Origin of the sequence: Ruegeria sp. ANG-S4 (assembly GCF_000814005.1) — a bacterium.
Classification (GTDB): domain Bacteria; phylum Pseudomonadota; class Alphaproteobacteria; order Rhodobacterales; family Rhodobacteraceae; genus Ruegeria.
Map to the genome: position 1 here is coordinate 493,172 of NZ_JWLK01000001.1, position 23,798 is coordinate 516,969.

Annotated in this window: 24 protein-coding genes, 1 tRNA gene and 1 pseudogene; 16 read left to right on the forward strand and 10 right to left on the reverse strand. The window is 55.7% G+C overall.

Going from position 1 to position 23,798, the window contains the following annotated elements; translation table 11 throughout:
• The first annotated feature begins 5 nt into the window (after nucleotides 1-5).
• The 3 genes and pseudogenes from RA28_RS02640 to RA28_RS22390 all read left to right on the forward strand — a co-directional run.
• On the forward strand, nucleotides 6-1,388 hold the full coding sequence (locus tag RA28_RS02640; RefSeq protein WP_039523492.1) for an ATP-binding protein: 1,383 nt from the start codon (nucleotides 6-8) through the stop codon (nucleotides 1,386-1,388).
• A gap of 64 nt (nucleotides 1,389-1,452) precedes the next feature.
• A tRNA-Arg gene (locus RA28_RS02645) sits at nucleotides 1,453-1,529 on the forward strand.
• A 337-nt stretch (nucleotides 1,530-1,866) separates the two neighbouring features.
• Nucleotides 1,867-2,043 (forward strand): annotated as a pseudogene (locus RA28_RS22390) (IS5/IS1182 family transposase); the annotation flags it as partial.
• 115 nt (nucleotides 2,044-2,158) lie between these two features.
• Here the strand turns inward: RA28_RS22390 and RA28_RS02650 are convergent.
• From RA28_RS02650 to RA28_RS02660, 3 genes are all read right to left on the reverse strand, one after another.
• Nucleotides 2,159-2,479 carry a c-type cytochrome gene (locus RA28_RS02650; RefSeq protein WP_039523496.1) on the reverse strand — a complete coding sequence of 107 codons (321 nt, stop codon included), beginning with the start codon at nucleotides 2,477-2,479 and terminating at the stop codon, nucleotides 2,159-2,161.
• A 96-nt stretch (nucleotides 2,480-2,575) separates the two neighbouring features.
• Nucleotides 2,576-3,301 carry a VIT1/CCC1 transporter family protein gene (locus RA28_RS02655; protein WP_039523498.1) on the reverse strand — a complete coding sequence of 242 codons (726 nt, stop codon included), beginning with the start codon at nucleotides 3,299-3,301 and terminating at the stop codon, nucleotides 2,576-2,578.
• 136 nt (nucleotides 3,302-3,437) lie between these two features.
• Complete coding sequence (locus RA28_RS02660; protein WP_039523500.1) at nucleotides 3,438-3,707, reverse strand: HlyU family transcriptional regulator; 270 nt, start codon at nucleotides 3,705-3,707, stop codon at nucleotides 3,438-3,440.
• Between the two features lie 611 nt (nucleotides 3,708-4,318).
• Between RA28_RS02660 and RA28_RS02665 the strand changes: the two genes are divergently transcribed.
• The 3 genes from RA28_RS02665 to RA28_RS02675 all read left to right on the forward strand — a co-directional run bounded on the left by RA28_RS02665 (nucleotide 4,319) and on the right by RA28_RS02675 (nucleotide 7,132).
• The gene (locus RA28_RS02665) at nucleotides 4,319-5,302 is read left to right on the forward strand and encodes a C4-dicarboxylate TRAP transporter substrate-binding protein (protein ID WP_039523503.1); all 984 of its coding nucleotides are present in this window, start codon (nucleotides 4,319-4,321) and stop codon (nucleotides 5,300-5,302) included.
• A gap of 69 nt (nucleotides 5,303-5,371) precedes the next feature.
• The gene (locus RA28_RS02670) at nucleotides 5,372-5,833 is read left to right on the forward strand and encodes a TRAP transporter small permease (RefSeq protein ID WP_206539609.1); all 462 of its coding nucleotides are present in this window, start codon (nucleotides 5,372-5,374) and stop codon (nucleotides 5,831-5,833) included.
• A gap of 15 nt (nucleotides 5,834-5,848) precedes the next feature.
• Nucleotides 5,849-7,132 (forward strand): TRAP transporter large permease, encoded by a 1,284-nt coding sequence (locus RA28_RS02675; RefSeq protein ID WP_039523506.1) that lies wholly within the window; start codon nucleotides 5,849-5,851, stop codon nucleotides 7,130-7,132.
• A gap of 277 nt (nucleotides 7,133-7,409) precedes the next feature.
• Here RA28_RS02675 and RA28_RS02680 read toward each other — a convergent pair whose 3' ends face one another.
• Complete coding sequence (locus RA28_RS02680; protein WP_039523509.1) at nucleotides 7,410-8,558, reverse strand: aromatic ring-hydroxylating oxygenase subunit alpha; 1,149 nt, start codon at nucleotides 8,556-8,558, stop codon at nucleotides 7,410-7,412.
• 93 nt (nucleotides 8,559-8,651) lie between these two features.
• Here RA28_RS02680 and RA28_RS02685 point away from each other — a divergent pair, with 93 nt between their 5' ends.
• Nucleotides 8,652-9,263, forward strand: a complete 612-nt coding sequence (locus tag RA28_RS02685) for a TetR/AcrR family transcriptional regulator (RefSeq protein ID WP_052261237.1) — start codon at nucleotides 8,652-8,654, stop codon at nucleotides 9,261-9,263.
• Nucleotides 9,264-9,266: 3 nt separating this feature from the next.
• On the opposite strand, the gene RA28_RS02690 is transcribed toward RA28_RS02685, so the two are convergent.
• The 3 genes from RA28_RS02690 to RA28_RS02700 form a co-directional block, all read right to left on the reverse strand.
• Nucleotides 9,267-10,229: an ion transporter gene (locus RA28_RS02690; protein WP_052261238.1), complete on the reverse strand. Its 963-nt coding sequence runs from the start codon at nucleotides 10,227-10,229 to the stop codon at nucleotides 9,267-9,269.
• On the reverse strand, nucleotides 10,222-11,412 hold the full coding sequence (locus tag RA28_RS02695; protein WP_039525580.1) for a low temperature requirement protein A: 1,191 nt from the start codon (nucleotides 11,410-11,412) through the stop codon (nucleotides 10,222-10,224). Before RA28_RS02695 ends, RA28_RS02690 begins: the two co-directional genes overlap by 8 nt.
• 516 nt (nucleotides 11,413-11,928) lie before the next feature.
• Entirely contained in the window at nucleotides 11,929-12,789 is an 861-nt protein-coding gene (locus RA28_RS02700) for a LysR family transcriptional regulator (RefSeq protein ID WP_193747339.1), read from the reverse strand.
• 129 nt (nucleotides 12,790-12,918) lie between these two features.
• On the opposite strand from RA28_RS02700, the gene RA28_RS22135 reads away from it, so the two are divergent.
• A complete protein-coding gene (locus RA28_RS22135) occupies nucleotides 12,919-13,563 on the forward strand; it encodes an NADPH-dependent F420 reductase (RefSeq protein ID WP_052261239.1) in 645 nt (214 codons plus the stop codon).
• A 12-nt stretch (nucleotides 13,564-13,575) separates the two neighbouring features.
• Nucleotides 13,576-14,307: an SDR family oxidoreductase gene (locus RA28_RS02710; RefSeq protein ID WP_039523514.1), complete on the forward strand. Its 732-nt coding sequence runs from the start codon at nucleotides 13,576-13,578 to the stop codon at nucleotides 14,305-14,307.
• Between the two features lie 185 nt (nucleotides 14,308-14,492).
• Here RA28_RS02710 and RA28_RS02715 read toward each other — a convergent pair whose 3' ends face one another.
• The gene (locus tag RA28_RS02715) at nucleotides 14,493-15,521 is read right to left on the reverse strand and encodes an L-idonate 5-dehydrogenase (protein ID WP_039523517.1); all 1,029 of its coding nucleotides are present in this window, start codon (nucleotides 15,519-15,521) and stop codon (nucleotides 14,493-14,495) included.
• 7 nt (nucleotides 15,522-15,528) lie between these two features.
• The gene (locus RA28_RS02720; RefSeq protein WP_039523521.1) at nucleotides 15,529-16,476 is read right to left on the reverse strand and encodes a 2-hydroxyacid dehydrogenase; all 948 of its coding nucleotides are present in this window, start codon (nucleotides 16,474-16,476) and stop codon (nucleotides 15,529-15,531) included.
• A 108-nt stretch (nucleotides 16,477-16,584) separates the two neighbouring features.
• Between RA28_RS02720 and RA28_RS02725 the strand changes: the two genes are divergently transcribed.
• From RA28_RS02725 to RA28_RS02745, 5 genes are read left to right on the forward strand one after another with little or no spacing between them, the layout of a single operon-like run.
• Entirely contained in the window at nucleotides 16,585-17,349 is a 765-nt protein-coding gene (locus RA28_RS02725) for an SDR family oxidoreductase (RefSeq protein WP_039523524.1), read from the forward strand.
• A complete protein-coding gene (locus RA28_RS02730) occupies nucleotides 17,349-17,849 on the forward strand; it encodes a gluconokinase (RefSeq protein ID WP_039523527.1) in 501 nt (166 codons plus the stop codon). Before RA28_RS02725 ends, RA28_RS02730 begins: the two co-directional genes overlap by 1 nt.
• Entirely contained in the window at nucleotides 17,846-18,733 is an 888-nt protein-coding gene (locus tag RA28_RS02735) for an NAD(P)-dependent oxidoreductase (RefSeq protein ID WP_039523531.1), read from the forward strand. The genes RA28_RS02730 and RA28_RS02735 overlap by 4 nt, the downstream gene beginning before the upstream one ends.
• Nucleotides 18,730-19,062 (forward strand): hypothetical protein, encoded by a 333-nt coding sequence (locus RA28_RS02740; RefSeq protein ID WP_039523534.1) that lies wholly within the window; start codon nucleotides 18,730-18,732, stop codon nucleotides 19,060-19,062. Before RA28_RS02735 ends, RA28_RS02740 begins: the two co-directional genes overlap by 4 nt.
• Before the next feature lie 15 nt (nucleotides 19,063-19,077).
• Nucleotides 19,078-20,085, forward strand: coding sequence for a LacI family DNA-binding transcriptional regulator (locus tag RA28_RS02745; RefSeq protein ID WP_039523538.1), 1,008 nt, complete (start codon nucleotides 19,078-19,080; stop codon nucleotides 20,083-20,085).
• On the opposite strand, the gene RA28_RS02750 is transcribed toward RA28_RS02745, so the two are convergent.
• On the reverse strand, nucleotides 20,082-21,119 hold the full coding sequence (locus RA28_RS02750) for a LacI family DNA-binding transcriptional regulator (RefSeq protein ID WP_039523542.1): 1,038 nt from the start codon (nucleotides 21,117-21,119) through the stop codon (nucleotides 20,082-20,084). The genes RA28_RS02745 and RA28_RS02750 overlap by 4 nt on opposite strands.
• A 123-nt stretch (nucleotides 21,120-21,242) precedes the next feature.
• On the opposite strand from RA28_RS02750, the gene RA28_RS02755 reads away from it, so the two are divergent.
• Nucleotides 21,243-22,769: a sugar ABC transporter ATP-binding protein gene (locus tag RA28_RS02755; protein ID WP_039523546.1), complete on the forward strand. Its 1,527-nt coding sequence runs from the start codon at nucleotides 21,243-21,245 to the stop codon at nucleotides 22,767-22,769.
• Nucleotides 22,756-23,778 carry an ABC transporter permease gene (locus RA28_RS02760; RefSeq protein ID WP_039523550.1) on the forward strand — a complete coding sequence of 341 codons (1,023 nt, stop codon included), beginning with the start codon at nucleotides 22,756-22,758 and terminating at the stop codon, nucleotides 23,776-23,778. Before RA28_RS02755 ends, RA28_RS02760 begins: the two co-directional genes overlap by 14 nt.
• Nucleotides 23,779-23,798 lie beyond the last annotated feature (20 nt).

Here is a 23,798-nt window from a genome sequence, read left to right on the forward strand (position 1 = left end):
GCAGATTGAACTCGCTGTCAGGCCGTTTTTTGATCCTGACTACGGTCTTCGTGATGTTGGCCGAGATTTTGATTTTTGTGCCTTCAATCGCGCGCTTTCGCGAAGACTTCCTGCTTAACCGGCTTGAGCGGGCCCAGATTGCCTCGCTGGCGTTGCTGGCAGACGATATGCTGGCCGAAGACCTGGAGGCCGAATTGTTGGCCAACGCGGGTGTCTACAACGTTGTCCTGCGACGTGACGAGGTCAGGCAATTGATGCTGTCCTCGCCCATACCGGATCAGATCGTGAAGACCTACGATTTGCGCGATGCCGGACCATGGGTGCTGATCCGCGACGCCATGATCCGCTTTTTCACCGTAGAAAACGAAGTCATCCGAGTGATCGGTGAGCCGGTCAAAGGTGCCGGGTCGCTGATCGAGGTCACCATCGACAGTGCGCCACTGCGTATGGCGATGACAGATTATGGCTTGCGTATTCTTGGCCTGTCCTTTGTCATATCCATAATCACAGCTTCGCTTTTGTTTCTTGCCGTCCGCGTTGTGCTGGTACGTCCAATCAAGGGCGTGGTCGGGTACATGCAGCGGTATGCCAGTGCCCCTGAAGATGCGCGGGGGATCATTTCGCCCAACTCCAAAGTGACGGAACTGCGTGAGGCGGAGGAGGCTTTGCAAACCCTGCAAACGGATCTGACGCAAGCCCTCAAACAACGTGAACGACTGGCCCAGCTTGGTGGTGCGGTTGCAAAGGTCAGTCACGACCTGCGGAACATTCTGACGTCGGCGCAATTGTTCACCGACCGGATCGAGGCCAGCGACGATCCTTTGGTCCGGCGCATGGCGCCCAAACTGGTGAATTCGATCACCCGCGCGGTTTCTTTGTGCGAAAGCACTCTGGCCTTCGGGCGTGCGGAAGAACCCGCGCCCACATTGACGATGGTGCGCCTGCGGGAAATTGCCGCCGACGTCGCATCCAGCGAGCAATTGGCCGTTGCGGATGCCTGTGTCGAAATCCTGAACAACGTGCCCGAGGACCTGGTTGTGCGCGCCGATCCCGAGCAGATGTTCCGAGTTGTCCTGAACCTTGTGCGAAACGCGCGGCAGGCCTTGGTGGCCTCCGGAAAAGCCGGGCGTGTCACGATTTCGGGCTCGGATTGCGAGGACAGCTGGTGCATCGAAATCAGCGACACGGGACCGGGCCTGCCACCGAAAGCCCAGGAGAATTTGTTCACCCCGTTTCAGGGCGGCGTGCGCAAGGGCGGATCTGGTCTTGGTCTGGCTATTTCACAGGAACTGGTGCGCGGTCATGGCGGTGATCTTGTTCTGAAAGAAACAGGACCCGAGGGCACGACCTTCGAAATCAGGCTGCCTCGCGGTGACGGGACTATTTGAAAGATTTTTGAAGAATCGCCTTGCACGTTCCCGGAGGTGGGTCTAAACAGCGCCTCACCAACGCGGACCGATAGCTCAGCTGGATAGAGTACTTGACTACGAATCAAGGGGTCGGGGGTTCGAATCCTCCTCGGTCCGCCACTTGGTAAAATTCCCTCTAAATCAATTTCTTAGCTTCCAATTTTGCTCAAGAATTCGCGACCTGAATTTGTTTCGCTCCCGAAGCATCCACTTTAAGCATGCGTTTCCTGTCCGCTTTCTTGGTGTAGCGCTCGGCTTCTCCTGGGGTTTCATGGACCGACGACGTCATAAGCTGGTGAGACGTTGCCCCATACTCAGCCCGCCTTGTGCAGCGGTCATCACGCAGCCCGCAGAAGGCCCGGAATATTCAAATTCAGACTGCAGTCTTTTGAACGCTCATCAGCAGAACACGCTGATACACGAAAGAACAGGTGCCTGTCTCACTGACTGATAGCAACGCAAGAAAACTGTTAAACACGGCAAGCGCCGATATCAGCGACGCAACCGGGTCGAAATCATGTTTGGCAGGCTCTAGGATTGGCGACGCACGGCTACCCGCCAGGGCAGATGCCCGAGGGTTTTGGTTTCAGTCATCGCCCTCGCTGCGACCGTCACATATTGGCTTGTATCCTGATCTTAGTAACTGCGGAGGTCAGGGCTGACCGCAACTGTCCGAGGAAACCGGCACGACGTGTTCTGCGCTGAGAAGGCGCCCTCGACCGTGTATCCATGGCCCAAGTCAATCTAAGTCAGTTTTCCAAAGATACGATATATTCAACCATATCATCGATATTGCCGCTGATCATGTAGTCCGAGTAGCGGGGCATGTCCTGATGTCGTGGGCTTTCTATCAGCTGTTTTATCTGTTGTTGCGACCTAAATTTCGCAATTGCCGCGAAGCTTGGCGGGTCCATTTTGAGTTTCCCATCGGCTCCAATGCTATGGCATTGAACACAGTATTCTTCCGCTATGCTGCGACCCATTTCAATGTCGCCTGCTTCAGCATGATGCGCGGGGATGCCCACCAATAAACCAACTGTCAGCAGTGCACTGTGCCTCACTGGTGCCATGGAATTACCTTCAGTCAAACATTCCCACATCAACCCACGATAGCTTTACGCGGCTTGCAAGACAAACTTCGGCGGCAGCATAGACAGCCATTGCGATCAAACAGCGGTACTCCGCGCCTCAAACAAAGTCCCGACAAAGTAGGCGATCCCGGCAGCAATGCCTCCGATCAGCAGGGTCTCAACTGCGGATCGCCACCAAGGAATGATGGACCAAAAGCTCTTTAGCGCTCCGATCACAAAAAATGTGGCCGCAGTCATGACTGCTGAGGTGAGAAATGCCTTTTCCAGCCCCAGAATAAACGGGGCAAGAGGGACTACGCCTGCGCACAAAAACGACAGGAAAGTCGTGGCAGCTGATTTTGTCGGGTGAGGATCAACGCCTCCCAACCCGTATTCACCCTGCATCATCAAAGCGATCCAGGTTTCGCGATCTTGAGTTACAGCTTCCGTTGCCTGGTCCAAGGCTTGATCAGATAATCCCATCTTCGCGAAGATTTCTTTGACTTCAAGGCGCTCACCTTCTGGATAATCCTGGATGTGGCGTTCTTCGATCATTCTGATGCGACGCACATTGTCCCGTTCTGCCTTGGTGCCTGAGTAGTTGGCCGCCGCCATCGAAAACCCATCGGCCAACACGTTGGCTATTCCCAAAGCCACTACAATAAATGGAGATAACCCGGCGCCTGCAACGCCCGCTACAATGGCAAATGTTGTTACAGCACCGTCAATTGCGCCATAAACCGCGTCGCGCAGCACACCACGCCCTGGCGGGGAGCCAATTCTTTCCGCGATCTCACTCGGGGTATGACCGTGCTCTGGCAAATTACGACTCCTTTGACTTCAGGGTAGAGCCGTCACCCGCCATCGCTTTAACTTAGATCAATGCCGACAGCGGGATCCGTTGAACACTGATCAGTTCGCAGTACCTGTTTTAACCGGTGAAATCCGCAGACGTTCCTTAGTCGAAAATACGTTCGCCCTGCTCGTCAATCACCTGTTTCGCCTTGGCGATGCTAAAGCTCTCGGCCTGTTCCCGGCTGTCAAAGACATCCGCCCGGATTACGGAATAGGTCTTGCGATCTCCGTCTATGGTCTTTTCGATACGGGCCAACAGGCGGAATTTGCGACCCTCGGCCATCAGGTCGGGGAAGATCTCGAACCCTTTGTACGAAACCGGCTCCGGTGCAGACTTTTCACCGCCACCAAAGAGTTTTGAAAAGAGGGACATAGGCGGCTCCTTTCCGCGTTGCACGGCTCACAGACTAGCGCCGCTCCCGGTCGGAGTGAAGCACATCGCGCGGTCAGTCCTCTGGTTCCTCTATCCGAAAGCGCCCGCCGTGCTTGGTCAAAGTGCCCCAACAACGGCGAAGGACCCGAACCAAAGGATAAACAGGGCGGCCATAATTGTGTCTGATCAAGTACCGAATTGAGTTCTACACTTCCGTTTCTGCACAGGTCGAAATTCAACGCTGAATAGTGGGCGCTGTTGAGCAGCGATACCTGGATTGCCCAACAACTCTGATCTGCAGTTCAGTGGCGGGGATGAACCAGCTTTGCTTTTTAACCTGTGTATTCGCACTCTGTCGGGCGCGAGATAATTTCTTGCAAAGCTGGACGAAACCGAATGAAAATGCCCTAGGGAGGAGATTTGCGCAAACATTGCGCGGCAATTGGGGCCGTTGGGCAGCCCTTATGGGGTTGCCAAAAAACGATTGGTGCCAAAACGAACATACCGCAACAACAACATGCGCCGGTGCCAGCCCTGTAAGCGTCTTACTTAGTTACGAAAAAGAATAATTTCTTGCCCTCGTGCAAGCCAAACACGGAGAGGAAACTGAGATGATCAAACAACTTACCGCAGCGGCCTTTGGTGCTTTGCTGACCGCGCAGGCCGTCGCAGCCGACGAAATTCAAATCAACATGAGTTTGATTTTCCAGGAATCTGAGTTGCTGACTCAAGAACTGATTAAGGTGACCGACAAAATTCGAGAGCGCACAAACGGCGATGTCGACATCCAGGTTTTCCCCGGCGGCCAACTACCGACATACAAGGACAATCTCGAACAGGTCGTCAATGGTGCCGATTGGATCGCTGTTGAGGATCTGACATATGTGGGTGACTATGTGCCGGATTTTGGCGCGCTCGCCGGGCCGATGCTTTACGACAGCTATGACGAATACCTGGCAATGATGGATACCGACCTCGTCGCTGACTTGACGGCGCAGGCCGAAGAGAAAGGTATCAAGATCATTAACGCCGATTACATGTTCGGCTTTCGGCACATGATCACCAATAAACCCATCGAAACGCCTGCAGATTTGGAGGGAATGAAGATCCGGGTGCCCGGCAGCCAGATTTTCATCAGCACCCTCGACGCAATGGGCGCCTCTCCGCAGGCCATACCGTTCACGGAAACATATTCCGGTGTGCAGCAAGGGGTTGTCGAGGGGCTCGAAGGGTCGATCCTCACAATGTACTCAACCAAGATCTACGAAGTGGCCAACGTCATGACCATGACGAAGCACTTTCTGGGGACTGTTGGAATCTACATCTCCCCTTCCGTCTGGGACAAGCTTACCCCAGAACAACAAGCGATAGTGGAAGAGGAATTTGCTGCTGGCGCGGAGTCAAACACGGCAAACCTGATCAAGCTTGATGAGGAGTATCGGGCGCTGCTCGAAGAGCAGGGTGTCACCTTTGTCGAAGCCGATACTGCCGCCTTCAGTGAACTGACGGCAAGCGTCTATAATGAATTCCCTGCGTGGAGCGAGGACATTCGCGCTGTCATTGGCGCCGAGTTAGAGAAGATCCGCGGTAACTGAGGATCAATTGACGCAGCCCGGGCCGAATGTGCGCCGGGCTGCTTCACCCCAAAAACAGGCAGAATAGCTTTGATTACGGTCGTAAAGAACCTTGAAGAGATACTCGCTTCGATCGCTATCAGCATCACCGTTGTTTTGGTGATCATTAACGTCGTATTGCGTTACGGATTTGGATTTACGCTGCCCTGGGGGCAGGAACTTTCGGTTATCTGTTTCATCTGGGCAGTCTATCTGGGCATTAGTTCGTGCTATAAAAACAAATTGCATATGGGCGTCGACGCAATCCTTGCGATCTTGCCAGAACGTGCGCTCGTTCCGTTTAATATACTGATTTATTTGTTTTTACTCGGGCTGAATTGCCTTCTGTGTTACCTGAGCTTTCAATACACCATGCTCTCCAATAAGACCACGCCCGTGATGGGGATGCCCTATTTCTGGGTCAACATTGTTTTGGTTTTGTCCTTCGGACTGATGGCGCTTCACACCATCCGTTTGATCCTGGACGAGCTGAAGGAACTCAGAGAAGCATAGAAGGGTTGCTGGAGCATGGAAGACTACATTCCTATGATCTTGTTGTTCGTCTTCTTCCTGATGAACATCCCCATTGCGTTTTCGTTGATTGCAGCGGCAATGGTATATTTCCTTTTCATCAATAACTCTTTGCCGATTGCGTTGGTCATGCAGCGGTTTATCACGTCCGCGGAATCCTTCCCGTTATTGGCTATTCCTTTTTTCATTATGGTCGGCTCCGTAATGAATTTTTCCGGAATCAGCCGCAGTCTGCTGGGATTTGCGGATTCGCTCATCGGGCACAAGACCGGCGGGCTGGCGCAGGTCAATGTCATTCTGAGCACCATGATGGGCGGTATCTCCGGCTCTGCGAATGCCGATGCGGCCATGCAATCGAAAATCCTGGCGCCTGAAATGACAAAACGTGGTTATGATCTGCCTTTTACCGCGGCAGTCACCGCTGCTTCGTCCTGCATCAGTCCCGTGATCCCCCCGGGCATCAATCTAATTATTTTTGCATTGCTGGCGAACGTATCTGTGCACAGCATGTTCATTGCCGGCTACGTCCCGGCGCTGTTGATGGCATTGGCGCTGATGGGAACCATAGCCGTGATTGCCAACCGCCGCGGCTACAAGCCTTCGCGGTCCGAACCGGCCCCGGCCAGCGAGCGCCTTCGGTACTTTGGAAAGGCCATACCGGCGCTTCTCATCCCATTCGGCGTCATATTGGGAATGCGGTTTGGGCTCTTCACCCCGACCGAAGCCGGCGCTGTCGCGGTGCTTCTTTGCACCTTGATTGGGTTCTTTGTCTATAAAGAGCTGAAGATAAGGGACTTCGCGCCAATTCTGAGAGAGACCGTTCAGGGCACCAGCACCGTGATGTTCATTATCATTGGCGCATTGCTGTTTGGCTACTACATGACGCTGGAGCGGATCCCGCACAATATTGCGTCTGCGCTCATCGAATTGACTGACAGCAAGCTGATGCTCTTGCTGCTCATCAACGCGTTGCTGCTGGTCGTAGGCATGTTCATCGAAGGCGGCGCCGCGATGATTATTCTGACTCCCCTCCTTTTACCGGCCGTGCTCAATTTGGGCGTTAATCCCGTTCATTTTGGCGTCATCGTGATTGTGAACATTATGATAGGTGGCGTAACGCCGCCATTTGGATCAATGATGTTTACGGTATGCTCGATCCTAAAGGTCAAAGTCGTGGATTTTGTCCGGGAAGTGATCCCACTTCTGCTCGCGCTTTTGGCGGTGCTGTTGTTGCTGACTTATTCCGAGGGGCTCGTGTTGTTCCTGCCCAACCTTCTGTAAATTCCTTGGTGGATGTTAGGTTATTTGCTGCGCGTTCAAGTTGTCAGCAATCATGTGCCCGTGCGAAAGAGCGCAGCGCGAGCAGAGCCCGAACTAGGGTCAACGGTTGAAGGAAGCCAAGCTTGGAAGATGGTCGCCATCTTGGCCTTTCGTCTTTGCACTGTTTTGTTTTGACCTCCGACAAGAACATTTAGGCAGAGTAGCTCAATCGGACCCGGGTTGGTGGTTGTTCAGTTGCGTCAAAACCAGCCCGGAAATCCTCCGCTTGAACGGCGTTTCAGTTCGCAATCATTTCTTCGACGTACAGGTTAAACCGGTTCAACGCTCCTTCGAAACGCCCAAACAGGTGGCTTGGATTGCCGCGAGAGGCAAAGCCGGACTGGATTTCCTCGCCCAACTCAAAATCCTCCTTTAGGGCGGTCACGGTGATTTTCTGGTTCTTGTCCCAATGCGCTTGCATCTCCTCTGTCTCTGGAAACGATCTCGGAACCAGAGTTGCCATACGAACATGGGTCAGTTCATGGGTAACAGGCTCGAAATGGAACCACATGACATGATCCTGCTGCACAAGAAGCTGCGTGTTTGTCATCAGTGTAAAAACCATATTGGCGTCGCGCCGGATTTCCCATTTCTCCTCGGGCGTATTGCGAAGGTCCGGCATTGAAATTCGAGGCAGAATTGCGCGCATGTGAGGGCCGAACATTTGATAGGTCAGCAGGTTGTCGGGGAAATAGGGGCCAATAGTGTTTTTATGTGCAACCCGAAAGTGATAGGCCTCCATCCCGCCTTCCATCAACAGTTTCCAATTTGCCTTGATGTCAATCTCTTCGATCGCGGCGATGCGGTGTTGATCCAGCCCGATCCAATCCAAATCGCCATTGATACCGGCAAGCCAGCTGTCAATACCCGGCATCTCGACGATATCGGGGTTCGCAATCATCCAGATGAAACCGTGCGCCTCGGTGCAAGGCAATCGGCGAAGGCCCCGTTTCGCGCGTGGCAGATCGGGAAAGCCCTGAAATTCTTGTGGTACGGCACGAAGTTCACCTTCGTTGGTCCAACTCCAGGCATGGTAAGGGCACGTAAAGATACGTTTGCAGCCTTTGGCCTCTCTTTCCAACGTTGCGCCACGGTGGCGGCAGACGTTCAGAAAGGCGCGGACATCGCCGTTTTCATCGCGTGTCAACAATACGGGTAAGTCCAAAAACCGCTTGGTCAGGAATGCGCGGGATCCTTCCAGCTCTGAGCTTTGTGCGACAATGACCGGGCGACGATGAAAGATCATGGCCCGCTCACGCTCGAACCGTTCCGGGCTGGAATACCGTGAAATCGGGGAATGGGTGATCGCGTCGTCAAGGAAAGCCGACTTCTGTTCTGCGAGCCCAATAATCTCTTTTATCAACGTGATTTCGGTTTGCCTGTCCATTGAACGATCCTTTGCTTACCAAATGGTAAGGTACTTACCACTTGGTAAGCTCTAATGCATCTGATACGTAACGTCATTAACGGAGCGTGTTAGATGGACAAGCAGAACGATCCAAGGGCAGGTTATCTGACGATTGCCGCCAAACAATTTGCAGCCAACGGTTACCATGGCGTCAGTCTTGCTGCTTTGGCGGAAGAAGCGGGTGTGTCAAAACAGGCTTTACTGCATTTCTTCGGGACAAAACAAAGGCTGTATTCCGAGGTTCTGTCCGGTCTTGCCAGTCGGCAACTTACTGAAATTGAATCGGCGAAGCAGGCCGACCCGATGATGCATCTGAAAGTCTATTTCAATCGATTTCTGGCATCCAATTTGTCCCGCCCGGATGATGCACGCCTGACTGTTCGCGCTTTGCTGGACGTTCACGAGAACGCAAGGGTTTGGCCAATGAAGGCTTATCTCGACAGATTACTGGAGATTTCCAGCCGTACGCCGGTTGGCTTGAGCGCAGGTCAATCAGACCTTCAAGCCCGAGTCTTTCATGTGATCGGAGCGGTTCAATATTTTGCCATTTCGTTGGATGCGATTTCCGGGATGTACGGAAAAGCAAACGCCAAGAAACTGGCGGGCAGTTTTTCCCATCAAATCTCGGACACGTTGGACAACTTGCTAGGCGCGGACAATGCAACCGATACCCCGTCCAAATGATCGCTATGACTTCGTCTTTTGATCCGTCGGTTGACCGCAGGTCGGACAGTGATCGACCATCGACAACGTTTCGGCATGCACCCGGTCTCGGATATGATCGGCTGAGCGGCGAGACAAGCCCAACTGCTTGCGAACGGCTTCGATGTCGGCCTCGTCCGCCTCGCAAATATCGCCATCTTCAAGGGCTTTTCGAAATTCACGCTCAAGGCTGGCGCGACGGCGGTGCAACTGGTCATTCAGGCCGCTGGCGATGATACCAGCTGGCAACGCGGCCATACCGATGCCGATCACCGTGATCGCGGCGCCGAAAATCTTGCCGGCGACCGTGACCGGGGTCACGTCACCATAGCCGACCGTGGTCAACGTCGCCATTGCCCACCACATTGCTGCCGGGATCGAGCCAAATGCCTCCGGTTGCGCTTTGTGTTCTGCCAGCCAAGCGCCGCTTGCGGCAAAGATCAGCATCACCATGAGAATAAAGAAACCGGCGAAAAACGCACCGGCTTCTTCCTCGAACACGGCAAGCAACATGCCGAGTGCCGGCGAGTACCGTGTGAGTTTAAGGAGCCGCAACATGCGGAAAGTTCGAAGCAGACGCAGGTCAATCGGGAACAAAAGGTAAAGCAGCGCGGGCAATATCGCCAGCAGGTCAATCAAAGCGATCGGTGAAACGGCCCACGCGCCGCGCGTTTTGTAATTTGGGTTTTCTGTCGCGACCCAAAGCCTTGCAGCGTATTCCACCACGAATACAAATAACGACAGCCCTTCAAACAGGTTGAGGGCGAAACCCCAGCGGGCGTAGATGGAATCAACCGTCTCAAGAATGACTGCGGCCACGTTTAGCGTGATCAGGGCGATAAGAGCTATTTCCAGTAACCAAGGGCCGGTGGCACCCCGGTCTGGGCGCTCGAGCCACCAATACACCTTCTTCCTTAGACAGTTCGAACCTATGGCCGCCTCACTCATGTTGAAACTTCGTCCAAGCGCGTATCAAGGGAATTGCAATTTGCGACAGCAAGGCCGTACCCCAGATCAGGTTGCCTACCAACGAAGGGACATGTGGGACGGCATAGAAACAGCCAATTGCCAGGGCGATTCCAAACACCCGCACATCCCAGCGCCCAAATTCTGAGGCGACCCGGTGTTCGATCACGTTTTGAAGCACCCATAGCATCGCGATGTAACCGGCAAGGCCAAAACAGCCAATAGCGGCATATTCGGTCGGGTAGGGTTCCCAAAAGCCGACTTTGACCTCTGCGGCCAGGGCGACGCCAACCATAACGCCGCACAACATCAAGACAAGGTGTGCAAGCCACCAGGTAACCAGGGTTGAGACCTTTTTGTCTTTTGGTTTGGCGTTGCCGACAAAGTCGAAATAGATCCAGCACATCACGAACATCGAAACGCCGCCGATGACGAAGTTGACCAGCACGTCGGGTGAAACCTTGTAGATGCCTTTTTCGGACAGGGTGACGACAAGTTTGAAGAACCCCTCGCCCAAAACGATCAGCGTAAGCAGGGCAAACCGTTCGGCCATATGACCAAGGCGCGGGACGAACCGTTCAAAACGCAGGACAGTGACGCCGGGGATCATGTACATCGCTTGTGTGGCGACGATCGCAGCGGCAAAAGCCCAATAGGCGAATGGTTTAGGCAGAAACGCCGTGATGGCAAAAATCACCGCAAAGACCGTGAAATTGCGAATCTGCGCCGTCGACATCGATTCCCCTGACGAATTCGCCCGCCGTGCGCGATAGTACAGCGCGGCAATCATGGCTCTGTTTGCGGCAAATCCTAACGCAAAGAAAACCCACCCCTTGCCGTCAATGGCGGGTATGGCTGCGGCCATGAACATCACTGTGCAGATCATCACCGACATTATGAGGCGATGCCAGAAGTCCGTGCTGACGTAGATCGAGTTGAAAATGCTGAGTTCACCCCAAGCGTACCAGAGCGTGATGAACACCCCTGAAAAAACAAGAAATCCGTGGATGTCCAAGTGATGCGACAGGTAGTTGCCCAGCAGGAAAATCGTCACCACATGGATCAAGTCGTAAAACAGCTCGGCCCAGTGCACATGATCATGCGCGCGATCAAGGTCCTGGTGATGCTGGGGCTTTCGCCACATAGGGTGGTTATGCAGAGCCATGGTCGGAACCCGTGTATTTGAATGCGTGTAGCGGCCGCAATACGACCAACCGGAATGCTTTGTCGATCCAATCACTAGGTTGTCTTGGTGGCTGGTACGATGCAACCCGGACATTGATCGACAATTGGATTTTGCCGGGTGATGCTCAGTTGAGTATTGGACTTTCCATGCTACCAATTCCAGCGCCACATCATGCACAATTGTCCGAAAAAACCTGCCGAGATCACGCCTTGTCTTGACCAAGCTGTGCCAAGCGCGACACAGGCGTTCGATCATCCAGCCAACCAACTGAACCACATGTGCATGCCGTGTCAGAGCTCCTAGCGCCAAAGTCGTTACAACCCAAATGATCGGGTTTCGGGCCAGGTGCAGGGCTGCCAAGGTCATCCGGTTGCACAAGGATCAAACGGGGGCTGATCGCAACCAGTTGTTGTTCGTCAAAGCGATCCGCAGAAAATTGGCTATGAAGAAGAATCACATTCGCATTGACCATCAACCTAAAGTGAAACCCGTCTTTCACGAAGCAACAGCGATACGTGCGACGAGTGACCTGAGCCAAATGTGCGCTGGGTCGTTTTGACGGCGCGGATGCCACAAAAGATCTACGGCGAAGCTGGGGGATTGGAACGGGAGATCAAACTGGTCCACGAGACCTTTGTGAAGTTCGGCAAGTCGTAGTGGCACGAGTGCGACAAGATCCGAGCCTGCGACAAGCGTGGGCGCAAGCAGAAAGCTCGGCACGGAAAAAACAACTCTGCGGGAACGGCCAGTTTCCGCCAGTGTTTTGTCCGTCGCTCCGACAAATCCGCCTCCTTCGGGCGAAACCAGCAGGTGCTCTTGTGCGCAAAACGTGTCGAGCGAAAATGGTGACATTCCTCGCGGGTGACCTTTTCGTTGAATCACTGTGAACTCTTCTAAGAAACCGGGACGCTGTCGCGCCTCGGGCAAGTTCATTCCTGTGACGAGAGCCAAGTCAGTATCGTCTTGTTCTAGGTTCTGCCAAACCGTCAACGGTTCGAACGCCCGAAAGGCTAGCCTTGCGTTTGGAGCTTCCTGAACAAATGCCTGCAACAGGGCTGTCGATAAAACGGCGTGCACGTAGTCTGTGGCCAGAAGGCTGAAGGTTCGATCTGTCTTGCTCGGGTCGAACTCAACTGACTCGCGAACAAGCAGATCGAGGTCGGCCAGCAGCAACCTCAACGGCTGTTTGATTTCAAGGGCTCGTATCGTCGGAACAAGTTTTCTTCCCGAAGACGTCAGCAAGGGGTCGTTGAAGAGTGAACGAAGACGAGCCAATTGCGCGGACATCGCAGGCTGGCTTACACCAAGCGTCTGCGCCGCCGCCGTCACGCTTTCATGTTCCAGAAGCGCATCCAAAGCGACCAGCAAGCCAATGTCGGATTTCTTTAAATCCATTTATGTTATGCCAAATATAAGTAGCATCGATTTTATTTATGCATGAAAGGTCACTAGATTTCCAGCATCGCTGAATGCAGGAGAAAAAAAATGAAGATTGGTTTTGTGGGTGCTGGAGGAATGGCTAAGGCGCTTGCCGGAAAGTGGACCGGCAAACACGACGTAATGTTGTCTGGACGCACACCGGACAAGACCCGCGTTGCCGCAAACTCTATTGGTGCTTTGGCAGGCACGGCAAGCGAGGCGGTGGCGTTTGCCGACGTTGTCGTCTTGGCAACCAGATGGGAGGACGTTTTTGAGGCGATTGAAGCAGCCGGCGGGTCTGCGGCTTTTGACGGCAAGATTGTTGTGGACATCAATAACCCGGTCAGCATCGAGACGTTTTTGACCACGCGCGAAGACAATCGCTCTCTCACGCAGGCAATCGCAGACGCTCTGCCCGGTGCACATGTCGGCAAAGCCTTCAACATGGCACAGGTTGCAGTGTGGGAGGACCCTAGCAAAACCTATGACGGGCGGAAGATGGTCACGCTGTATACGGCTGACGCGGGGGCGAATGAAGCGATAGCCGAATTGATTGCCGATGTCGGCGCCGAGCCCTTGCTTTTGGGAGGCAACGAACACGCCTATCAACTGGAAGCTGCCGCCGCCATCGTCATCAAGTTTCTTTTTGCCGGTGCCGATCCGCAGACGATCTTCAATTTCATTCGGCCCGAAACAAAACCAGTCCGCTAAGGAGAAAAAGACATGGCAATCAAAGGAAAAACAATTGTCGTGGTCGGCGGAGGGTCGGGTATCGGAAAAGCTATCGCCGTCAAATCAGCCGCAGCGGGTGCTGACGTTATTATTTCGAGCCGCAACGTTGCCAAACTGGAAGCGGCAGTAACGGAGTTGAGGGCTGGCTCCGCACTGCCTCTGGATATGACAGATGCCGGTTCGCTCGCGTCATGGGCAGATGCTCTGCCAGACGTGGATCACCTGGTGATTTCCGCCTCCAGCGCCGCGCATGGACGCTTTTCTGACCTACCAGAGGATAGCCTGCGCGGCATGTTCGATGCCAAGTTTTTTGGACCTTACGCAACCGCAAAGGCTGCGCTGAACAAATTGAACAAAAATGGGTCGATCACGCTGTTTTCGGGCGTTCTGTCAAGACGTCCCGGATTGAATTGCTCTGGTTTGGGGGCGGTGAACGGCGCGATTGAGGCACTGACCAGAGGCCTGGCCTTGGAATTGGGGCCAGACCTGAGGGTCAACTGTTTGTCGCCTGGAATGGTGCGATCCGAAGCCTACGCAGGAATGGAGCGCGAGACCCGAGAAGCAATGTATGAGGCGACCGGTGAGTCACTTCCAATTGGCCGGGTCGGCGATGTCGAAGAGGTGGCCGAAGCCGCGTTGTTCCTTATGGAGAATACTTACACTACCGGAATCGTTTTGGATGTCGATGGCGGGCATATGATCCGGCAATACGCCAAAAGGTAGGATCTGCTAAACGAGCGTGTCATTGAAGTCTGCCATGAAGTTGCGCGCCAGCAGTTGATTGGGGGCCGACATCGGAATGCAGGACGCCATCCGATGTTGCCAGCAAACAAGTCAGTACGGTCACAAAGCGTGGGTGCGGGATGAACAGCCCGAAGCGATCTACTCATCGCGTTGGGACGCGGTCGCTAGAACGCAAGCAGCACCTTAACGGCCTGTGTACGATCGCCTGCCAGTTCGAAGGCCTCTACGGCCTCGGACATGGGAAAACTGTGTGTGAGCAGCGGCGAAACATCGAGCCTGCCTCGTTGCATCATCTCAACAGACGCGAAGAACTCGCTGTGAAACCGGAATGAGCCGGTCAGGCGAAGTTCCTTTGCGGTCATTGCCTGCATCGGCAAGGTCATGTCCCCGCCAAGACCCAGTTGCACGATGGTCGCTCCAGGTCGCATAGCCGGTACAGCCGCCGCGAGTGCCGCCGCGACCCCGCTGCATTCGAACATCGCATCGAAATGACCTTTGTCCTCTGAAAACTCGGAAAGGGCGCTGGAGGTTTCCGCGACATTGATCGCGATGTCAGCACCTGCTTTCTTTGCCATGGCAAGCGTGAAAGGGGTGATATCTGTAGCGACGATTTCAATCGCTCCGGCCTGTCGTGCGACGAGGACGGCAAGCAGGCCGATCGGGCCGCATCCGGTGACAAGAACCCGCTTGCCCATCAGATCGCCTGCCTGCTTTGCCGCGTGCAGGACCACAGACAACGGCTCGGCCATGGCGGCTTCGCCCGTTGTCAGACCATCGGCCACTGCGCATTGCGTAGCGTCGGCAACGAGGTATTCGCGGAAGGCCCCCTGAATATGTGGGAATGGCATGGCTGAGCCGTAAAACCGCATGTTCAGGCAGTGGTTCTGTGCGCCTGCCTGACAATACTTGCAGGTGCCGCAGGGACGTGAAGGCGAAACAGCGACAAGTTGGCCTTCGCGCAGGCCAGCGACGCCCTCACCTAAAGAGGCAATGTGGCCCGAGACTTCGTGGCCGAGGATCATTGGTTCTTTCAGCTGGATCGGGCCAAAGCCACCGTGATTGTAATAGTGCAGATCCGATCCGCAAATGCCACCTGCGGCCATCTTGATAAGCACCTGGTTCGGGCCCGGTTGGGGCACGTCTCGATTTTCTATCCGAAGGTCTTTGGCGGCGTGTGCAACAATGGTTTTCATATCAGCCTCAGAGTACGGGGGTAAGCAAATCTTGACCGGCGAAGTGAGCGCTCAGATTGTCGCGCATCAACTGTCCCATTGCCTTGCGGGTTTCGATTGTGCCGGAGGCGTGGTGTGGCTGCAGCAGAACGTTGTCTTGCTCCAGAAATCGGGGATCCAGCGCGGGCTCTCCTTCGAATACATCCAACGCGGCAGAGCCGAGTGTTCCATCCTGAAGAGCGGCGATCAGGGCGTCTTCGTCGATGTTTGACGCGCGCGAGATGTTAATGATCATGCCATCAGGGCCAACTGCCTCGATCATGTCATGGTTGACGATATGCCGCGTTTCAGCAGACGCGGCAAGCGTGACGAACAGGAAATCCGAATGATGCGCCAGTTCCAACGGATCAGCCAGATAAGTCCAGTCGGGTGCGTAATCCTTCGCGGCGATATCGGTATAGGCGATATCCATATCGAAGCCGGCCAAGCGCTTGCCTACCTCATACCCGATCCTGCCAAGACCAAGAATACCCGCTTTTCGCCCGAAAACGCGCCGTTTCAACGGGTACAAACCTTTGCTGACCCATGATCCGTCGCGTACCCAGCCTTCGGCACCAATCATGCCGCGCGACTGACACAGCATCATCGCGACGCCCAGGTCCGCGACATCCTGCGTAAGGACGTCCGGTGTGTTGGTCACGCGGATGCCACGCGCGCGACACGCGTCCAGGTCAACCGCATCGAAACCGACGCCATAGACTGAAATCACTTCGAGCTGGGGGCACGCGGCTATCATGGCGCGGTCTGCGCCAAGCTCGCCCCGTGTCGCGATCGCACGCACGTCAGGTCCATGTTCTCCAAGAAATGCCGCTTTATCGGTGGCCTCGAACAGACGCTTGACCTCGAACGCGCTTTCAAGGGGTTTCTGGTCCCATTCAGGATAGGGTCCGACTTGTAGAATGACTGGTTTCGACACGAGAGAATCCCTGCTTGACAAGTTTTGTTATCGGTAACATGTTATCGGTACCACAAAGGCCAAGTCAATGTCTGAGTCAATGTGTGTCTGCGTAACAAAGGAACCGATATGACCAATCTTTTTTCTCTTTCGGGCCGTCGCGCCTTGATTACCGGTTCTTCGCAAGGGATCGGATACGCGCTCGCGCGCGGCATGGCAGAAGCAGGGGCCGAGATTGTTCTGAATGGACGCGATGCGGCCAAGCTGGGCACTGCTGCGGAAAGCCTGCGCTCCGAAGGGGCAACCGTGCACCAACTGGCCTTTGACGCGACGGATCACGAAGGTGTGCGGGCTGCGGTGGACGCGTTTGAAAGTGGTACTGGCGCTATTGATATTCTGGTGAACAATGCGGGCATGCAGCATCGGACCGAGTTGGAGAATTTTCCGGCGGATGCGTTCGAGAAGCTGTTACAGACCAATGTTGCCAGTGTTTTTCACGTCGGTCAGGCAGCAGCCCGGCATATGATCGGACGAGGAAAAGGTAAGATCATCAACATAGCCTCAGTGCAAACATCGCTCGCACGGCCGGGAATTGCACCATACACGGCCACCAAAGGGGCGGTGGGCAACCTTACGAAGGGCATGGCGACAGATTGGGCAAAACACGGGCTGCAATGCAACGCCATTGCGCCTGGCTACTTTGACACTCCTTTGAATGCAGCCCTTGTGGCTGATCCCGAATTCTCGGCCTGGCTGGAAAAGCGAACGCCAGCGGGCCGATGGGGGCAGGTTGAGGAACTTGTGGGCGCCTGTGTGTTTCTGGCCTCGGACGCGTCAAGTTTTGTAAATGGCCATACGCTTTACGTGGATGGCGGCATCACGGCGTCGCTCTGATGCGGTGCTATGTTCTCATGGGCGTATCAGGTTGCGGCAAGTCTTCTGTCGGGGTCGCCTTGTCGGCCTTGTGTCAGATGGAATTCATCGACGGAGATGATCTGCATCCCCGTGTGAATATCGACAAGATGGCCAGCGGCCAGCCTTTGGATGACGCGGACCGCGCGCCCTGGCTCGCGGCCGTTGGCCGGGTGATGGCCCAAAGCTCGGGTCCCGTGGTCATCGGCTGTTCGGCGCTAAAGAAGAAATACCGCGACTGGATCAGAAACGAAGTGCCAGAGCCGGTTCATTTCCTGCATCTGGACGCGCCGCGGGACGTTCTGGCGCGACGGGTCGCGTCACGGTCTGGACACTTCATGCCGCCATCGCTGCTGGACAGTCAATTTGCCGCGCTTGAACGTCTGGATGCAGATGAATGGGGTGGTGAGATCGACATTACGCATTCGTACCAGGAGGTCATCGCGCAGTCCGAAGACTATGTGAGGGAGACGTTGATATGAGCGAGAAGGTCGCTTTGATCGGGGCGGGCGCCATGGGTGGTGCCATTGGGACCAGACTTTTGGAGACGGGCAACCAGCTGCAAGTCTTCGATCTGGATGAGGAAAAAGTCGCTGCCTTGGTCGCCAAGGGCGGCATAGCGGCCTCGTCGGCAGCAGACGCAAGTCGCGGCGTCGATTTTGTCATAACCAGCCTGAACGCGTCCCGCATTGTCGGCCTGGCGGCCTTTGGCAAGGACGGCATAGCGGATGGCGCGTCGGAAGGAACCGTTATCATCGATATGTCCTCGATCGAGCCGGACGCCACCCGGAAGTTTGCCAAGATGGCGGCAGAGCGCGGTTTGGCCTGGGTGGATAGCCCCTTGTCCGGCGGTGCGCCAAAGGCGCTGATCGGGGAACTGACGTTGATGGCGGGCGGAGAAGTTGCAGACGTTCAACGCGCGCACCAGGTCCTGCAGCACGTGGCGTCCAACTATACCCATATGGGACCATCCGGGGCAGGGCAGACCACCAAGTTGATAAATCAGGTTCTGTGCGGGATCGGGTTTCTTGCCGTGGCCGAGGCCACTCAGCTGGCGTTGGATGCCGGTGTCGATGCAGTGAAGATACCACAGGCCCTGAAGGGCGGACGGGCGGACAGCGCGCTTTTGCAGGAATATCTTCCGCGCTTCGCCACCAAAGACTATCGGCGCACGGGGCGGATCGACAACATGGTCAAGGACCTGAACGCGGTCAACGATTTGGCCCGGCAGACGGGAACGTCGATGCCAATGACGGCGATCTGTACCGAAATTCACCGGATGCTTACCGCAGCAGGCCTAGGTGGTGAGGATGAAGCGGCCGTGATGGAGTTCTTCAAAGGTGCAAAAGAGGAGATCGTACAATGATCACACGGTTCGCAATGTTTGAAGGATCGGTAGCCGCCGGGAAGACGTCGGCGTTTCGCGCTGCGGTCCGGGATCGTTTAGTCCCACTGTGGACGCAGTTTCCGGGAAACACGGATGTCCGGGTTATGTTCGGCGATGATCGGGATGCGGGCGCACCGGAATTTCCCCTGATTCTGGCGATCAGCTATCCGGATGCCGACACGATGAACGCCGCGCTGGCCTCGCCCGCGCGGCATGAATCCAAGGAGGTTACAGGTCAGATCGTGAACGAGTTCTTTGAAGGGCGCATCCATCATCACGTAACGGAACAGCATGAATTTGTTTCGTAAACCAAGGGCTTTGGAATGAGTCACCGCGTCACCATGCGCGATGTTGCGCGGGCCGTGGGCGTTTCGCCCATGACCGTGTCGCGTGCGTTGCGCGACGATGAAACGGTGAATGCCAAGACCCGCCACAAGATCAGGCAGGTCGCCAACGATCTCGGATATGTCTACGACACCACCGCTCAGGCGTTTCGGACGCAAAAAAGCGGGTTTGTCGCGGTCACGCTGCCGTCCATCAACAACGCGAACTTTGCAGAAACGTTCCGGGGCCTTTCGGAAGGCCTGGGGCAGAGCGGGATGCAGCTTTTGCTGGGCAGCACCAACTATCAGGTGGACAAGGAAGAGGAACTGGTCCGCCAGCTGTTGACAAGGAACCCCGAGGCGATCGTTCTGACCGGCGGGCATCATACCGACGAAACGCGCGCCTTGCTGAGTGCGCGAAATCTACCTGTGATCGAGATTTGGGATTTGCCCGCCGCGCCTTTGGGCCATGTCGTCGGGTTTTCCAATGCGTCCGCGATGGCCAAGGTCGTGACACATCTTGCCGAGAAAGGCAGATACCGGCTTGGGTTTGTCGGCGCCTCCGAGAATACAGACCTGCGTGGTGCGTCCCGGCGCGCGGGCGTCATCGCCGCTGCTGCAGAACTTGGCCTGCCGGATGTTACGATCATTGATGCAGGGTCAGCGCCCGTGTCGATGCGGCATGGAGCGCAGGCCGTGTCCGATTTGGGAGACGCGGTTTCGGAATTGGATGCTTTGGTCTGCGTTTCCGACCCTGTTGCATTCGGTGCTCTGAGCGAGTGTCGCCGCAGGGGCCTCAAAGTGCCGTCCGACATTGCCGTAACAGGCTTTGGCAATTTTGAGGTCGCATCGGTCTCGGATCCGAGGATTACGACGGTTGGCGTGACCGCCAGAGAAATAGGCATGCAGGTGGCCGCGCTGTTGGATGATCTTTTTGCGGGCGAGGCTGGGGATTTGCCCCGCATCGTCGATGTCGGATCCCGGCTTGTGCCCGGTGAGACCAGCTAGGCCTTGTCCGGGTTGCGGACGGTGGTTCCAGGGATCAGGCGAAAACCGATGTCCTTGAAATTCTCCACCGGTTCGTCGCTGAGCCGACCGATCATCATCGCCGCTGCGGTCTGCCCCAGCTTGAGGTGCGGCACGTGCATCGACGTCAGTCGATGGGTGATGACCGAGGCGATTGGAAGATCGCCCCAGCCTGCAATTCCGATGTCATTGGGCACATTCATGCCCTTTGAACTGCAATATTGCAGCCCGCCAAAGGCCATCGCGTCATTCTGATAGAAAATGCATTCGACGTCGCTTGATGACGCCAAAAGCTGCTCGGTTCCATAGAAGCCCGGGTAATAGGTTGCCGTGTCATGCAGGCAAAGCTGTTTCACAACCTTTCCTCCACCGCCTTCAACCGCCCTGCAGAAACCGTCAAGCCGCGTTGTCGCGGCGTTGGCCGTATCATGTGAGGTGCCGACATACCCTATGTTCGTATACCCGCAGCTCATCAAATAACGGCCCATGTCAAAGCCGCTGTCGAAGTGATTGATGCCCACCGACATATCCAGCGGGCTGCTGTTGAGGTCCCAGATTTCGACGATCGGGATACCGGCGTTCCGCAGCATCTCGGTGGCGCGGGGTGAGTGGTAGCGACCGGTCAGGATCAGTCCCGCAGGCTGCCAGGAGAGAACGGTTTTTATCCAGTTTTCCTCCTCCTGATGGGTGTGTTGCGTCAGGCCCAGAACCGTCTGGTGACCAAACGACCCGAGCTTGCGGTCGATACCCTCCAGCACTTGGGCAAAAACCTCGTTACCGAGGTCGGGAATCGAGACACCGACAAAGGTTGAACTCTGATCACCGGCAAAAACTGTGGCCAGACGATTCGGCAGGTAACCAAGCTGATCGACCTTCGCCATGACCTTGTCGCGGGTTTTTTCCGAATACCCGCCTTCACCGCGCAAAACGCGGCTCGCGGTCATCTTTGAGACTCCCGCCGCCCGCGCCACCTCAGACAGGCTTACCCTGTTGTTTTTACTGCTTTTTTCCTTCATCTTCTCAATCTTACGTTACGGGTAACTTAAGTCTTGACAGAATGGCCTCTCACGCGAAACACTAGCGCAATGTTACGGGTAACTCAACGGGAGGGTTGAGACCCGGACAAGGGAGGACCCCAAATGCAGAACCTGCACTCAGGGCTGTTCTTTGATGGCATCGACAAGCATTTCGGCGGCACCTATGCGCTGAAAGATGTGTCGCTGACAGTGGGCCGCGGTGAGATCGTGGCGCTGCTGGGCGAGAACGGTGCCGGCAAATCCACCCTTATCAAAGTGCTGGGCGGCATCCATCAACCGGACGCAGGACGCGTGTTGATTGACGGCGAGCCGTACTCTCATCGACCGGCCGGTTTCGGCGAGCGCCAGAAAGTAGCCTTCATCCATCAGGATCTGGGACTGATCGAATGGATGACGGTTGCCGAGAACATTGCGCTGGCGCTGGGATTTTCCCGCAAGAACGGGCTGATCCAGTGGGGAAGTGTCGAAACCTTTGCCGCTGACGCGCTGCGCAAGGTCGATTGCGATTTCGACCCGACAACGCGCGTCGAGAACCTTTCGCGCACCGAGAAATCGCTGGTTGCGATTGCACGGGCGTTGGCGGTCGACAGCGAGTTTCTGGTGTTGGATGAACCCACCGCTTCGCTGCCTGCGGATGAAGTGGGACGGCTGTTCGCGGCACTTCGCCCACTGCGGGAGCGCGGTGTCGGCATGATCTATGTCAGCCATCGCCTGGACGAGATTTTTCAGATTGCCGACCGCGTGGCTGTTTTGCGCGATGGCGCAATGGTCGGGGTGCGCAGTATCGAACACACGACGCCGGAAGAACTGGTGCAAAAGATCGTCGGGCGCAAGACGCGCGAGACGGTTAAAAGTACCGATGCCCCCGGTGCCCCAGTATTGACCCTGGATCAGTTCCGGGTCGATGACGTTGGGCCGTTGAACTTCAATCTGTGCAGAAACGAGATTGTCGGGCTTGTGGGCCTGCGCGGTGCCGGCCACGAATTAATCTCGCGCGCGATGTTCGGTCTGGAGGGTTATACCGGGCAGGTTACACTTGCAGGCGGGGCACCAGACCTGTCGACACCGCAGCGTGCGCTGGCCGCCGGTGTCGGGCTGGTCGCCAAGGACCGCACCGAGGAATCCGTTGCGATGAGCCTCTCGATCCGCGAGAACACGTTCCTCAACCCCGAGGGTATCGGACGCAAATTGCTCAATCTGCTGTCGCCAAAGACCGAGGCAGAACAAGCCGCGATCATTGGGGCGGAACTGGGCTTGTCGCCAAATGATCCCAGTCTTGCCATCGAGGCGCTTTCGGGCGGCAATCAGCAAAAGGTTGTTATCGGTCGCTGGCTGGCCACCAAACGCAAGCTACTGATCTGCGAGGACCCGACCGCAGGCGTGGACGTGGGTGCGAAGTCCGAGATTTATGCGCTGTTGAATCAGGCGCTGGCAGATGGATTGGGGATACTTGTTGTATCCACCGACTTCGAAGAGATCGCAACAATCTGTCACCGGGCCATCGTGTTCAGCCAGGGGGCGATTGTCGATGAGTTGAGCGGCACGCGTCTGACCACCGAAAATCTGATTCAGTCGGCCTCGGCCGGGAATATCGCCACCATAGAGGACAGCAGAAATGCAATCGCTTGAATCCAGCGCATTGGAACCGACAAAGGCCGAACTCAAGGGGCTGAGCTTTGGCAAGCGCCTGACCCGGTTTCTTCCGGTTTACGGGCTGGTCATCCTGACGGTCCTTTTGATCGGGCTGTTTTCAGTGCTGTTGCCGAATACGTTTCCCACAATGTTGAATTTGCGTGCGATTGTGTCGGACAAGGCGATCATCGCGTTGCTGTCGCTTGGGGCAATGATCCCAATGGCGGCCGGGCGTATCGACCTGACGGTCGGATACGGGATCGTGTTGTGGCACATTCTGGCGATCAGCCTGCAAACAATGATGGGCCTGCCGTGGCCCATGGCCGTGGCCGTGGTGCTCATCCTCGGGGCAGTGACCGGGTTTCTGAACGGGCTTCTGGTCGAGGTGGCCAAGATCGACAGCTTCATTGCCACACTCGGCACCGGCACGGTCCTTTATGCGCTGGCGCTGTGGCATACCGGCGGTCGTCAGATGGTGGGCGTTCTCCCTGACGGGTTCTACGCGCTCAACAGCACGTTTGTCTTTGGCCTGCCAATCACCGGGTACTACCTGATCGTCATTACCGTCGTGATGTGGATCGTGCTCGAATACACGCCGGTCGGCCGGTACCTCTATGCAATTGGTGCCAACCAACGCGCTGCGCAATTGAACGGTATTCCCACCCGCAAATATGTGATCGGTGCATTTGTCGCCTCGGGCACAATGACCGCGCTGGCCGGGGTGCTGTTGGCATCGAAGCTGCGGATTGGGCAGGCCTCGGTCGGGCTGGAGTTTCTGCTGCCCGCACTGGTGGGGGCGTTTCTGGGTTCAACAACCATCAAACCGGGGCGGGTCAATGTCTGGGGCACTGTCGTTGGTGTCGCCATTCTGGCGGTCGGCATCTCGGGCATACAACAATTCGGCGGCTCCTTCTGGGTCGAGCCGCTGTTCAACGGAGTGACCCTGCTGATTGCCATCGGCATCGCAGGATATGCACAGCGCAGAAAAGGTGCAGAAAAGCGCTGATCACACACATGCAAAGGGAG